7 protein-coding genes and 1 pseudogene are annotated in these 13,961 nt (G+C 67.7%); 2 read left to right on the top strand and 6 right to left on the bottom strand.

The window, feature by feature from the left end; translation table 11 throughout:
• Positions 1–75 precede the first annotated feature (75 nt).
• From HNR01_RS00095 to HNR01_RS00115, 5 genes are all read right to left on the bottom strand, one after another.
• Complete coding sequence (locus tag HNR01_RS00095; RefSeq protein WP_183665902.1) at positions 76–2,499, bottom strand: phosphoketolase family protein; 2,424 nt, start codon at positions 2,497–2,499, stop codon at positions 76–78.
• An 81-nt stretch (positions 2,500–2,580) separates the two neighbouring features.
• Entirely contained in the window at positions 2,581–3,762 is a 1,182-nt protein-coding gene (locus HNR01_RS00100) for an ABC transporter permease (protein ID WP_183665904.1), read from the bottom strand.
• Position 3,763: 1 nt separating this feature from the next.
• Positions 3,764–6,535, bottom strand: a complete 2,772-nt coding sequence (rbbA, locus tag HNR01_RS00105) for a ribosome-associated ATPase/putative transporter RbbA (RefSeq protein ID WP_183665906.1) — start codon at positions 6,533–6,535, stop codon at positions 3,764–3,766.
• 7 nt (positions 6,536–6,542) lie between these two features.
• Positions 6,543–7,568 (bottom strand): HlyD family secretion protein, encoded by a 1,026-nt coding sequence (locus HNR01_RS00110; RefSeq protein WP_183665908.1) that lies wholly within the window; start codon positions 7,566–7,568, stop codon positions 6,543–6,545.
• Entirely contained in the window at positions 7,565–8,767 is a 1,203-nt protein-coding gene (locus HNR01_RS00115; RefSeq protein ID WP_183665910.1) for an acetate/propionate family kinase, read from the bottom strand. Before HNR01_RS00115 ends, HNR01_RS00110 begins: the two co-directional genes overlap by 4 nt.
• Before the next feature lie 591 nt (positions 8,768–9,358).
• Between HNR01_RS00115 and HNR01_RS00120 the strand changes: the two genes are divergently transcribed.
• Complete coding sequence (locus HNR01_RS00120) at positions 9,359–11,755, top strand: glycoside hydrolase family 65 protein (protein ID WP_183665912.1); 2,397 nt, start codon at positions 9,359–9,361, stop codon at positions 11,753–11,755.
• Positions 11,739–12,482 (top strand): annotated as a pseudogene (locus tag HNR01_RS00125) (HAD family hydrolase). Before HNR01_RS00120 ends, HNR01_RS00125 begins: the two are co-directional and overlap by 17 nt.
• A 60-nt stretch (positions 12,483–12,542) precedes the next feature.
• On the opposite strand, the gene mltG reads toward HNR01_RS00125, so the two are convergent.
• Positions 12,543–13,940, bottom strand: coding sequence for an endolytic transglycosylase MltG (gene mltG, locus HNR01_RS00130; RefSeq protein ID WP_153876289.1), 1,398 nt, complete (start codon positions 13,938–13,940; stop codon positions 12,543–12,545).
• Between the last annotated feature and the right edge of the window lie 21 nt (positions 13,941–13,961).

Genomic DNA, 13,961 nt, shown 5'->3' on the forward strand with positions numbered 1-13,961 from the left:
TCGGGCGCCGGATTGATGCCGGATCGCGCTCCGCTGCGAGCCCATGCGCGTCTTAGCCGTGGCCGGACGCCCGCTTCAGTGCGGCACCTCACTTTCCCGCCGCGCCTCGTAGGGCCATTTCCAGCCCTGGATATCGGGCATGTCCTCGCCGTACTCGCGGATGTGCAGCTTGTGCGCGGTCAGGCGGTCCCTGAACTCCTGCTTGGCTCGCGCCGCCCGCGTGACCAGCCCCGGCACGCGGTCGATCGCCTCGATGGCGAGGTGGAAGCGGTCGAGCTCATTCAGCACCACCATGTCGAAGGGCGTCGTCGTCGTGCCCTCCTCGATGAAGCCGCGCACATGCATGTTGGCGTGGTTTGACCGGGAATAGGTGAGCCGGTGAATGAGATAGGGATAGCCGTGATAGGCAAAGATCACCGGCTTATCGCGGGTGAACAGGCTGTCGAACTCGGCATCGTCCAGTCCGTGCGGATGGTCCCGGTTCGATTGCAGCGTCATCAGGTCGACCACGTTGATGACGCGGATGCGAAGGCCCGGCACGGCGCGCTTCAAGAGATCGACGGCGGCCAGCGTTTCGAGCGTCGGCACGTCTCCAGCGCAGGCCATTACGACGTCGGGGTCGAGCCCGCTCTCGTCGGTGCCGGCCCAGTGCCAGATGCCGATGCCCGCCTCGCAATGGAGGCGGGCCTCCTCCGCGGTAAGCCATTGCGGTTGCGGCTGCTTGCCGGCCACGATCACATTGATGCGGTCATAGGTCTTCAGGCAGTGGTCGGCGACCCAGAGCAGGGTGTTGGCGTCCGGCGGCAGGTAGACCCGCACGATGTCCGACTTCTTGTTGGCGACGAGGTCGATGAAGCCGGGATCCTGGTGGCTGAAGCCGTTGTGGTCCTGTCTCCAGACATGGGAGGTCAGCAGGTAGTTGAGCGAGGAGATCGGTCGCCGCCAGCCGAGCTCGCGCGACACCTTCAGCCACTTGGCGTGCTGGTTGAACATCGAATCGACGATGTGGATGAACGCCTCGTAGCAGGAGAACAGGCCGTGGCGACCGGTGAGCAGGTAGCCTTCGAGCCAGCCCTGGCAGAGGTGCTCGCTCAAGACCTCCATCACCCGGCCCTCGTGGGCGAGGCTCACGTCGAAGGGCTCGATGGTCTCGATCCAGACCCGGTCGGTCGCCTCGAAGACGGCGTCGAGCCGGTTCGAGGCGGTCTCGTCCGGACCCATGATTCGGAAGTTGCGCGCCTCGGCGTTGAGCCTGACCACCTCGCGCAGGTAGTGCCCGAGCGCGCGGGTCGCCTCGCCGACCGCCGCGCCGGGCTGCGGCACCGGAAGGGCGAAATCCTGCCAGGGGGGAAGCCGCAATTCGCGGCGAAGCAGGCCGCCATTGGCATGGGGGTTGGCGCTCATGCGACGCGGGCCCTCGGGCGCGAGGGCGGCGAGTTCGGGGCGCAGGCGGCCGGTTTCGTCGAAGAGCGTTTCGGGTGCGTAGCCCCGCATCCAATCCTCGAGGATCTTGCGGTGACCGTCATCGGTGCGGGCGTTGCCCACCGGCACTTGGTGGGCGCGCCAGAAGCCCTCCACCCGCTTGCCGTCGACGGTCTTCGGGCCGGTCCAGCCCTTGGGGCTGCGCAGCACGATCATCGGCCAGCGCGGGCGCCGGAAGCCCATCCCGCCGCCGCGTGCCTCGGCCTGGATGTCCCGGATGCGGTCCACCGCGCGGTCGAGCGTCTCGGCCATCGCCCGGTGCATCGGTTCGGGCTGGTCGCCCTCGACGAAGAAGGGCTCGTAGCCGAAGCCGCTGAACAGGGTCTCCAATTCGTCGTCGCGCATCCGGCCGAGCACCGTCGGATTGGCGATCTTGTAGCCGTTGAGGTGCAGGATCGGCAGCACCGCGCCGTCGGTAACCGGGCTCAGGAACTTGTTGGAGTGCCAGGAGGCGGCGAGTGGTCCCGTCTCGGCCTCGCCGTCACCGACCACGCAGGCGGCGATGAGGCCGGGATTGTCGAACACGGCGCCGAAGGCGTGGACGAGGGCGTAGCCGAGTTCACCGCCCTCGTGGATCGAGCCCGGCGTCTCGGGCGCGACGTGGCTCGGGATGCCGCCGGGGAACGAGAATTGCCGGAACAGTTTCCGCATGCCCTCCGCATCCTGCGAGATGTCCGGATAGACCTCGCTGTAGGTGCCTTCGAGATACGTGTTGGCGACGATCCCGGGGCCGCCATGGCCGGGTCCGCAGATGTAGATCGCGTCGAGGTCGCGCGCTTTGATCACCCGATTGAGGTGGACGTAGATGAAGTTCAGGCCCGGGGTGGTGCCCCAATGGCCGAGAAGGCGCGCCTTGATGTGCTGCGGCTCCAAGGGCACGCGCAGCAGCGGATTGTCGAGCAGATAGATCTGTCCGACGGAAAGGTAGTTCGCCGCCTGCCAGTAGCGGTCGATCAGGGCGAGTTCCGCGCCGTCCAGCACGGCGGCCGGTCGCTGCGCAGTCGTGGGCTCGGTCATGGGGCTTCTCCTGGCTGGCGGGGCGCTTGACGGTGCGGCCCATCGGGTGACGGCCGGATCGCGGGACGGGCGTGGCTTCGGTCAGACTCCGAAGATCACGCGGCGGAAGCGGGTGAGGGCGAAGGCGAAGTAGATGCTGCCCAGGGCAGCGAGGGCGAGCAGCTGCGGCCAGACGACGGACAGGCCGGCGCCGCGGTAGAGGACGGCCTGGGCGAGCGCGACGAAGTGCGGCGTCGGGCTGACCGTCTGCACCACGATCTGGAGCCAGAACGGCATGCTTTCCATCGGCGTGCTGCTGCCCGAGAGCAGCTGCATCAGCAGCAGGATCGGGATCACCAGCAGGCCGAACTGACCCATGGAGCTCGCGATCGTGCCCAGGAGAATGCCCAGCGCGGCCACCGCGAGGGCGTAGAGGCCGGCTCCGAACAGGAAGAGGGGTATCGAGCCGCTGATCGGCACGCCGAGCCACCCTTCCACGACGAAGACCAGTGACAGGCCGGCGCCGATGAGGATGACGAGCCCGTTGGCGATCACCTTGGCGAGCATGATCTCGACCGGGACGAGCGGCATCACCAAGAGGTGCTCCACCGTGCCCTGCTCGCGCTCGCGGATCAGCGCGGCGCCGGTGAGGATGACGGTGAGCAGCGTGATGTTGTTGATCACCTGCATCACGGAGGTGAACCAGCTCGTCTGGAGGTTCGGGTTGAACTTGGCGCGCGTCACCACCTGCACGGGGGCGGTGTCGGTGAGGTCGCTGCGGGCGGCGAAGCGGGCGACCTCCTGGGCGATGATGGTCTGGAGGTAGATCGAGCCGTTGCCAGCCTGGGTCATCGCCGTGGCATCGACGCCGAGCTGGACCTCGGCCGGACGGCCGGACAGCACGTCCATCTGCAGGCGCGGCGGCAGCTCGATCACGAAGACGAGCCGGCCGGTATCCATGGCGGGGTCGATCTCGGCCGGGGTGAGGGCAACGACGCTCTTCACCAGCGGCGGGTTGAGCGCGCTCACGATCTGCCGCGACAGGTCGGATTGATCCTCGTCCACCACGCCGACGGTCAGATTGCGCACCTCGGTCGAGGCGCCGGAGGCGACGGAGTGGACGGCGAAGGTGAAGGCGTAGACGACAAGGAACAGCATGACCGGATCGGCCCGGATGCTGCGCAGCTCCTTGACGATGAGGCGGAACAGGTTCGCCGCATGCGTTCCGAGGCCGATGCGGAACGGTGCGGGCGCGGTCCGGTCCGGGGTGGTGGGGCTTCCCATCTCACGCTTCCTGCTTGCGCAGGAGCAACTGCGACAGGATCAGGAACAGGAGAGCGAAGCCGGCCAGCACTAAGATGTTAGGCACGAGTTCGGAGAAGGGCAGGCCCTTGGTGAAGGTGCCCGCCGTGACGGGCTGGTACCAAGCCGGCGGCAGCGAGAGCCCGATCAACCGAGCGTTGCCCGACAGCGACGAGATGGGGACCAGGAGACCGGAGAAATTGACGGCCGGGATGATGGACAGGAGCGCGGTGGCGAAGACCGCCGCAACCTGAGTCTTCATGAAGGTCGAGATGAACTGTCCGAAGCCGGTCGTCGCCACGACATAGAAGAACGTCCCGAGGCAGAGGGCGGCGAACGAGCCTTTGACGGGCACGTCGAACACGAACAGCGCCACGAGCACGAGCAGCCCGAAGCTCATCATGGCGATGCCGATATAGGGAAGCTGCTTGCCCAGCAGGAACTCGAACTTGGTGACCGGCGTCGAGCGGAAGTTGGCGATCGAGCCGGTCTCCTTCTCGCGCACCACCGCGATGGCCGACATGATCGCCGGGATCAGGATGAGCAGCAGCATCATCACGCTCGGCACCATGGCGTTGACGCTGCGAAAGGCCTGATTGTAGCGGAAGCGCGTCTCGACGCTGACCCGCGTCGATGACGGGTCGATGCCGAGGCGCTCGACGGCGAGCTGGTGGGCGTACTGGTTCGCCAAGCCCGTGACGTAGCCCCGGCTGGTCTCGGCCCGGAACGGCATCGCCCCGTCGAGCCACACGGCGATTTCCGGGGCGCGCCCCGACCGGAGGTCGCGGCCGAAGCGGGGCGGGATCTCCAGGGCGATCTGCACGCTGCCGTTGCGGAAGCGCAGGTCGAGTTCGGTCGCGGAGCGGATGGGCGCCTGCTCGCTGAAATAGCGCGAGCTGGTGAAGGCATCGACGAGCTGACGGCTTTCTGGCGTGTTGTCCTGATCGAAGGCCGAGAAGCGCAGGTTCTCCACGTCGAAGGAGATGCCGTAGCCGAAGGCGATCATCAGCAGGATGGGGCCGACGAAGGCGAAGGCGATGCGGATGGGATCGCGCAGCAGCTCCATCGTCTCGCGTCGGGCATAGGCCCAGAGGCGCCTCGGATCGAAGCGGTGGCGATGCGGGGCCGCGTGCGGCGGCGGGGAGGGTTCGGCGTCCGGACCGTCCGCCGCCGGCTCATCCGCCTCGACTCCCGCCTTCTCGGCCGCCTTCGGGTCGAGCCCGGCAGCCTCGGCCAGGTAGTCGATGAAGCACTGTTCCAGCGAGGAGCTGCCGCGCTCCCGCACGAGTTCGGCCGGCGTGCCGACCGCCAGAACCCGACCGGCATGCATGAGCGAGATGCGGTCGCAGCGCTCGGCCTCGTTCATGAAGTGCGTTGAGAGGAAGATCGTGACGCCCTCGTCCCGCGAGAGGTCGATCAGCGTCCGCCAGAAGGCGTCGCGGGCGATCGGGTCGACGCCCGAAGTGGGCTCGTCGAGGATCAGCATCGCCGGCCGATGCAGCACCGCCACCGCCAGCTGCAGCCGCTGCTTGATTCCGAGAGGCAGGCTGTCCGGCCGCGCGTTCTTGACCGGTTCGAGTTCGTAACGCTCGAGAAGCTCCTTGATCCGAACCGGACGCTCCCGCGGCGGCAGGTGGTAGAGCTGCGCGTGCAGTTCGAGGTTCTGCAGCACCGTCAACTCGCTGTAGAGCGAGAAGGCCTGCGACATGTAGCCGACGTTCCGGCGCGTCTCCATGTCGTTGTCGGTCACGGGATGACCGAACAGCTTCGCGCTCCCTTCCGAGACCGGAAGGAGACCCGTGAGCATCTTCATCGTGGTGGACTTGCCGCAGCCGTTCGAACCGAGGAAGCCGAAGATCTCGCCGCGGGCGATGCGGAAGCTGACGTCGTCGACGGCGGTGAAGCTGCCGAAGCGCCGGGTCAGGTGCTCGGCCTCGATCGCCGGAACGGCGTCGAGCCGGGGCGGCCGGGGCTTCAGCACCACGGGCCGGTGCTGGGCCTGCTTCTCGGGTGGAAGGAGGGCGATGAATGCGGCCTCCATGTCGGGCTTGGCCGTCCGCTCCAGCAGGTCGGCCGGACTGCCGCTCGCGATGACGTGGCCGTCGTCCATGGCGATCAGCCACTCGAAGCGCGAGGCCTCGTCCATGTAGGCGGTGGCGACGACCACGCTCATGCCGGGCCGCCCGGCCCGGATCGAGCCGATCAGCTCCCAGAACTGCCCGCGCGAGAGCGGATCGACGCCCGTGGTCGGCTCGTCGAGGATCAGCAGGTCGGGATCGTGTATGAGCGCGCAGCACAGGCTGAGCTTCTGCTTCATCCCGCCCGACAGCTTGCCCGCCGGGCGCTCCTCGAACGGGTCGAGGCCGGTCGCGGTGAGAAGGTCGGTGATGCGCCGTCGGCGCTCCGACGCCCCCTGGCCGAACAGGCGGCCGTGGAAGTCGATGTTCTCGAACACGCTCAGCGTCGGGTAGAGGTTGCGGCCGAGACCCTGCGGCATGTAGGCGATGCGCGCCGCCTCCCGCGTGCGGTGGCGCCGCTGGGCCATGTCGCCGCCGAGCACCGTCACGCGGCCGGTCTGAATCCGGCGCACGCCGGCCACGAGCGCGAGCAGGGTCGACTTGCCGACGCCGTCCGGCCCGATGATTCCGACCATGCGGCCGGCGGGAAGATCGAGCGACACGTCGTCGAGGGCGCTCGTCCCGCCGTAGCGATGCGAGACGTGCTCCAGCCGGGCGATGACGGCCGCGTCGCTCATGCCGCCCTCACGGCAGCTTCACGGCGAGGTCGGCCGGCCAGGGGACGTCGGCCTTCGTGCGCACGAAACCCATCCCGCGCACGCCCGTCTTCACCCGCTGATGGTACTTCTTCAGCACCTTCGGATCGATCTGGAGCTTGATCCGGAAGGTGAGCTTCTCGCGCTCCTCCTCGGTCTCGACGCTTTTGGGGGTGAACTGAGCGTCGGCGGCGACGAAGCTGATGGTGGCCGGGATCACGTATTGCGGCACGGGATCGAGGACGATGCGGGCGTCGTCATTCAGCGCCAGCGGCCCGGCCTGCGCGGCCGGCAGGTAGATCGTCATGTAGACGTCGGCGAGGTCGAGCAGCGTCAGGATGCGGGTCCCGGCGCCGACGACCTCGCCCTCCCGCGCCAGCCGGTACTGCACGCGCCCGTCGCGGGGCGCCCGCAGCACGAGATCGACCAGCACGGCCTGGAGCCGCTGGACTTCCGCCTCGGCGCTCTCGACCGCGAACTTCGCCTGATCCTCCTGCGCCTGGGCGGCCTCGAGCGCCGCCTTCGCCGCATCCGCCTTGGCCTTGCGCTGGTCGAAGATCTGCTTGGTGAGGTAGCCCTTGCCGACAAGTTCCTTGCCGCGGTTGAAGTCGGCCTCGGCGAAGATGAGATCGCTCTTGCGCTGGGCGATGAGGGCCACCGCCTCCGCAAGGCTCTTCTTGGCCCGCAGCACCTGGGCCTGGGCGCCGCGCAGTTGCGCCTCAGTCTCGGGTGATGAGATCGTGGCGACGACTTGGCCCGCAGTGACCTCGTCGCCCTCCTTGACGAGCAGCTTCGAGATCCGGCCGGCGTATTTCGCCGCAACATCGACCTGGGTCGCCTCGATACGCCCGTTGGACTTGGCGATGCCGTCCGGCATGCGCTGGCCGCGCAGCCGGTCGATCAACTGTTTCAGGCGTGACTGCCCGAGGGCGGGTGGAGGAGCGGCGACGGCGGCGCCGAAGACGAGCAGGATCGCGAGAAGGGCCCCGCGCGGGCCCGACGGTGTCCACCTCATGCCGAGGATCCTGCCGCGGTCTGGCCCAGCAGACGCAACGTGTGTCTCGCGATCATGCGCTCCTCGTCGGTCGGGATGACCCAGATCTGCGCCCGGCTTCCCGCTGCATCGAGTCTTGCGACGCCCGAGCGGTTGGCGTCATTGCTCAGGATCAAACCGGTCAAGCCCAGATCGGCGATGATGCGCCTCCGGATCTCGGGCGCGTTCTCGCCGATCCCGGCGGTAAAGACGAAGGCGTCGAGGCCGCCGAGCGTCACGGCGAGGGCAGCCGCCGCCTGCGCCACCCGCCGGCAGAAGAAGGCGACGGCCATGCCGGCTTCAGCCCGGTCGCTCGCCAGCAGGGTCCGCACGTCGCTGCTGAGACCGGACAGGCCGAGCAGTCCGCTCTCGTGGTAGAGCATGTGCCCGACCTCGGACGGCGTCATGCCCTTCTGCTCGATGAGATGCAGCACGGCGCCGGGATCGAGCGCGCCACAGCGTGTCCCCATGGGCAGACCGTCAAGCGCGGTGAAGCCCATGGTGGTTTCCTCGCTTCGACCCTCTTTCAGGGCGCAGAGCGAGGCGCCGGAGCCGAGATGCGCCACGACCACGCGCCCGTCCGCCGTCTCCGGTGACAGATCTCGCAGGCGCCCGGCGACGTACTCGTAGGACAGGCCGTGAAATCCGTATCGCCGTAACCCCTCATCGTAGAGGGAGCGGGGCAGGGCGAAGCGGTCGGACAGTTCCGGATGGCCGCGGTGGAAGGCAGTATCGAAGCAGGCGATTTGCGGCAGGTCGGGTCGGCGCAGCCGCAGCACCCGGATCGGATCGAGATTGCCGAGCTGATGCAGCGGCGCCAGTGGGATGAAGGTCTCGAGCGTCCGCAGCACTGCGTCATCGACCAGCACGGGCGCCGAGAAATCCGGTCCGCCATGGACCACCCGGTGCCCGACCGCGACGATCGATTCGCCGGCGCGATGACGGGTGAACCAATCGGCGAGGTGATGCTGTGCCGCCAAGCCGTCGGGAATCTCGCCAGCCGCGAAGCGGCGGGTCTCCAGGACGGCACCGCTCCCGTCCTTGACAGTAAACGCCGGCGCCGCGCCGATGCCGTTCATCCCTCCGCTCAGAAGGGGGACGAGATCCGCGCCCACGATGCGGAACAGCTTGAACTTGATCGATGAGCTGCCCGCATTCACGACCAAGATGCTGTCGCTCATCGGAGCCCTGTGCCGGCGCCATGGCGACCGATGCGGTTCGCCCCGGCTCGGCATCGCCGCTCATGGGCCGGTCGCCGCGGACCTCCGGGATCGGTGAGCGGCAATACCCCCATCGGATCTGCTCCATTCAGCGGCCGCTTGGAGGCCGGATTCGTCGGCGCCGGCCGCCACTGTCGGGAGGTTCCAATATTTTCCGCAGTTACGCAAATGATCGACCGCCGTCGGGAGCTGATCGGGTCAAATTCGGGATAACATTTCGATATCAATGGAACAACAAATGATATAAAATGAACCAATGCGATATAACTGTTTGGATCTCTCAAGCGTCAATACACGTTGACACCGTATGGTTGCGTTGATTGTATGGGATCATCGGTCCAAAACAGTTCGAATCTTCTAGGCCGCCAGGATCGACTTTTCTCAGGTTGCATTTCTCCAAGATGCGCCGGTGCTGCTCCAGCGCCGTCATGGGCATGCCGGCCGATCCCGTCAGGCGACTGGAAGGCTCCGGCCGCCGCCGAACCGTGACGGGATGCCATCCTTCGTCGCCGTCGAGCCCGCATCCCCTGAGCCCGAACGAAGGGATGATTGATGCTGCGCCCGCGCCTGAATCCGCCGACGGATATCTTCCCCCCGAACCCGTGGGCCATCGAAGCCGTCCGCTATGTGCGGGAACTCGTGCAGGACTTCACCGGGCAGGCCGAGACCATGTTCGCCCTGTCGAACGGGTATCTCGGCATCCGTGGGATCGTCGACGAAGGGATGCCGGTCCGGGAGCCGGGCACCTATCTCAACGGCTTCTACGAGCATCGCCCCATCTCCTACGGCGAGCGCGCCTACGGCTTTCCCACCATCGGACAGAGCATCCTGAACTGTCCCGACGGGACGGTCATGTCGCTGTCCGTCGATGACGAGCCCTTCACCCTGCCAGGAGCCGAGATCCTGTCCTATCGGCGCAGCCTGGACTTTCGAACCGGAACCCTGAACCGAGACGTGGCCTGGATGACTCCGGCGGGCAAGCGCCTGCGCCTGCGGACGCTCCGGCTCGTCTCCCTCGCTCACCGCCATCTCGCCGCCCTCGAATACGAGCTCACGGCGGAGAACGCCGAGGCGGAGGTGGTGATCGTCTCCGAACTTCGGAACGACCAGCCGCTTGCCACCGACACGAGCGACCCGCGCCTCGCGGAAGGCTTCGTCGGCCGCGTGCTGCATCCCACCGGATTTCACGCCGAGGCGATGCGCGCGATCCTCAGCTATCGCACCGCGAGTTCCGGGCTGGCGCTCGCCTGCGGCATGGATCACGTGGTCACGGCCGACACGACGCTCAGTACGCGGGCGACCTGCGACGACGACCATGCCCGCATCGTCTTCCGGGGTACCCTGGCGCCCGGTCAGACGATCCGCATCCACAAATACCTGAGCTACCACTACTCCGCCGATACGGCGCCCGATCCGATCCGCTCCCAGGTGGCGTGGACGCTCGACCGTGCAGTGGAGGCCGGCTTCTCATCGATCCTCGCGCGCCAGCACGCGGAGGTCGAGCGGTTCTGGCAGCGCGCCGACGTGCAGGTGGATGCCGGTGACGCCAGTAACGTGAGACTGCAGCAGGCGATCCGCTGGAATCTGTTCCAGTTGATGCAGGCCTCCGAGCGGTCGGAGGGGCACGGCATCCCCGCCCGGGGCCTGACCGGCCGGACCTACGAAGGGCACTACTTCTGGGACACCGAGATCTACGTCCTGCCGTTCCTGATCTATACCAACCCGCCGATCGCCCGCAGCCTGCTCAAGGTCCGCTACGACATGCTCGACAGCGCCCGCGACCGGGCCCGCGAACTCCGGCATCGCGGCGCGATGTTCCCCTGGCGCACGATCAACGGGCGGGAGGCGTCCGCCTATTACGCGGCGGGAACCGCCCAATATCACATCAACGCCGACATCGCGTTTGCCTTGCGCCAATACGTCGAAATCAGCGGTGACGTGGATTTCCTGCGCCGCTACGGCGCCGAGATCCTGGTCGAGACCGCCCGCCTCTGGTGCGACCTCGGTTTCTTCTCGGACCGCATGGACGGCCGTTTCTGCATCCACGGTGTGACCGGACCGGACGAGTATACGGCGATCGTCAACAACAACTGCTACACGAACCTGATGGCGCGGGAGAACATGCGCTACGCCGCCGAGATCGTGCGAATGCTGGAGCGCGACGACCCCGACAGCTTCGCGAGCCTTGTCCGCCGCACCGGCCTCGATCCGGATGAGCCGGGGGCCTGGGATCAGGCGGCGGAGCGGATGTACCTCCCGTACGACGAGCGGCTGAAGGTGCATCCGCAGGACGATGCCTTCCTCGATCTGGAGCGATGGGACTTTGCCAACACCCCGGAGGATCACTACCCGCTTCTGCTGCACTATCACCCGCTGAACCTCTACCGATCGCAGGTGATCAAGCAGGCCGACACCGTGCTGGCGATGTTCCTGCTGAGCGAGCAGTTCACGCATGAGGCCAAGCGCCGGAATTTCGAATACTACGATCCTCTGACGACCCACGACTCGTCGCTGTCCGTCTGCATCCAGAGCATCGTCGCGAACGAGATCGGACTGCGCGAGAAGGCGATCCATTACTTCTACTTCGCCCTCGCGATGGACCTCTCCGATATCGGCGGGAACATGATGCACGGCGCCCACATCGCGGCCATCGGCGGCACGTGGCTCGCCCTCGTCTACGGCTTCGCGGGTTTGCGCGACGCGCGCGGCCGGATCTCCTTCCAACCCTGCCTGCCCGAGGACTGGAACCGGATGAGCTTCACGCTCCGCATCCGCGAACGGACGCTCCGGGTCGAGCTCGACCATGCCGCCGCGACCTATCGATTGCTCGAGGGCGAGGACCTGACCCTCTGGCATGCCGGACAATGCGTTCGCCTGTCGTCGGCCGAGCCTTCGGCGACGCGGGCGATCCGCCCGCCGATCGCGGACGGCCATGACGCGGAGCCCTGAGACCGTGCTGGGGCCGCTGCAGGCGGTGATCTTCGACGTCGACGGCGTGCTGGTCGACCCAACCCCACGAGCAGGCCTGGCGCAAGGCGCTCGCCGAGTTTGCCGATCCGGCCGATTTCACGACGGCCTTCCATCAGGCTCATGTCGCGGGCAAGCGGAGGATGGAGGGTGCACGGGCGACGCTCGAGCGTCTCGGCGGGGTCGGGGCGGCGGCCCTTGCCGCCGACTTTGCGCAGAAGAAGCAGGCGGTGATCGACCGACTCATCTCCGAAGACCGCTTCCAAGCGTTTCCCGACGCGATCCGTCTCGCGCTGGCGCTGAGGAAGGCGGACTTGCGCACGGCGCTCGCCTCGTCCTCGAAGAACGCCGACGCGATGCTGGCCCGGGGACCCTGCCCGACGGCTGCACGCTGCGGTCTCTGTTCGATGCGGATGTGAGCGGGCGCGACGTACCGCGCGGCAAGCCCGATCCTGCCCAGTTCCTGCTCGCTGCCACGTCCGTGGCGACGCCTCCGGCGCGTTGCCTCGTGGTCGAGAACGCCCCGGCCGGAATCGGGGCGGCCAAGACCGGTGGCATGGCCGGTCTCGGTATCGCCCGGCTCGGCGACGAGGCCAGACTGCGGGAGGCCGGGGCCGACCTCGTCCTCACGTCGCTCGATCAACTCGATATGAGCGCCCTGCCGAGCGGCGTTCTGCGCATGCGAGCCGCACCGGCGCCGCCGGGCTGAGCCCGCCGTTCCGGGGAGGCCTCTGCCGCTAAGCGCCGGATCGGCCGTGGCGGGATCGGGTCACGGATTGCGCAGGGCCGGGACCGTCTTCGGCGAGCCGAGATCGTAGGTCTTGTTGCGCAGGGGATCGAGGCGGGTACCCTCGGAGGCGTCGAAGGCCTTCGGGCGCGCTCCACCGGTGCCGTCGGCGGCTGCGCCGTCCAGCGTCGCGTTCGAACCCGGCGCGTAGGCCGAGGCGCGGCCAGGGGTGGCGCCGGGCTGACCGGAATTGGGCTCGGCGGTGTTCGGATCGACCTTGTCGACGGCGGCCGGATCGGCCTGTTGCGATTGCTGGCGGGCGCGCTCCACCTGACGCCAGCGGGTCACGTTGCGCTGGTGGCCTTCCAGCGAATCGGCGAAGGCGTGGCCGCCGGTGCCGTCGGCCACGAAGTAGAGGTCCTTGGTGCGCGACGGGTTGGCGACCGCCTCCAGCGCCGCTCGGCCCGGATTGGCGATCGGCCCGGGGGGCAGCCCCTCGATCACGTAGGTGTTGTAGGGAGTCGGCCGCTCGATCTCGGAGCGCAGGATGCCGCGCCCGAGGGTGCCGCGCCCGCCGACGAGCCCGTAAACGATGGTCGGATCGGATTGCAGCTTCATCCGCTTCTGCAGGCGATTGACGAAGACGCCCGCCACCCGCGGCCGCTCGTCGGCGCGGCCGGTCTCCTTCTCGACGATAGAGGCCAGCGTCACCATCTCGGCCGGCGTCTTCACCGGGACCTCGGCGCTGCGGCGCTGCCAGATCTGGTTCAGCACCTCGCGCTGCTTGGCGCGCATCAGGTTGAGGATCTGCTGGCGCGTGGCGCCGCGCTCGAACTTGTAGGTGTCGGGCAGAAGCGAACCCTCGGGCGGTGTCTCGGCGACCTCGCCGGACAGCACGTCGTTGTCGTTGAGGCGGGCGACGATCTGCTCGGAGGTCAGGCCCTCGGGGAAGGTGATGGCGTGCTGGACCTGACGCCCGTTGGTCAGCGTCTCGATCGTGTCCTTCACGCTGGCATGGGCCTTGAACATGTACTCGCCATGCTTGAGCGGGCCCTTGCCGCCGAAGCGGGCGGACATCTCGAACAGGCTCGGATGCTCGATCACACCCTCGCGGGCGAGGATGCTGGCGATCTCGGAGGTGCCGCTGCGACTGGGAATCACCACGACCTTGTCGGCGGGGAGCGGCCCCGGCTCGGAGGCCTGGCGGTTGAGCAGGGTGAGTCCGACCAGGACGCCGAGCGCCAGCACGACGCCGAGGGTCAGGAACCCGCTGATCGTGGCGAGCAGCCCGCCGCGGCGGCGCTCGGGCTTCTCGGGTGGGGGAGGGGCGACCGTGGGTTTGATCGCCTCACTCGGGCTGCGCGGCGACGGCCGGTTCGGCAGCGACGGCTCCTCGGAAGCGGGCGGCGGAGACGGCGGATCTTGTCGTCTGCGAAACATCCGGAATCCTGCTGTGGCCCA

The organism is Methylorubrum rhodesianum (genome assembly GCF_014199985.1).
Taxonomy (GTDB): Bacteria; Pseudomonadota; Alphaproteobacteria; order Rhizobiales; family Beijerinckiaceae; genus Methylobacterium; species Methylobacterium rhodesianum.

Excerpts from the sequence above, each read along its gene's own strand:
- HNR01_RS00110 (WP_183665908.1), bottom strand. The coding sequence starts at position 7,568 with ATGAGGTGGACACCGTCGGGCCCGCGCGGGGCCCTTCTCGCGATCCTG.
- mltG (WP_153876289.1), bottom strand. The coding sequence starts at position 13,940 with ATGTTTCGCAGACGACAAGATCCGCCGTCTCCGCCGCCCGCTTCCGAG.
- rbbA (WP_183665906.1), bottom strand. The coding sequence starts at position 6,535 with ATGAGCGACGCGGCCGTCATCGCCCGGCTGGAGCACGTCTCGCATCGC.
- HNR01_RS00115 (WP_183665910.1), bottom strand. The coding sequence starts at position 8,767 with ATGAGCGACAGCATCTTGGTCGTGAATGCGGGCAGCTCATCGATCAAG.
- HNR01_RS00100 (WP_183665904.1), bottom strand. The coding sequence starts at position 3,762 with ATGGGAAGCCCCACCACCCCGGACCGGACCGCGCCCGCACCGTTCCGC.
- HNR01_RS00095 (WP_183665902.1), bottom strand. The coding sequence starts at position 2,499 with ATGACCGAGCCCACGACTGCGCAGCGACCGGCCGCCGTGCTGGACGGC.
- HNR01_RS00120 (WP_183665912.1), top strand. The coding sequence starts at position 9,359 with ATGCTGCGCCCGCGCCTGAATCCGCCGACGGATATCTTCCCCCCGAAC.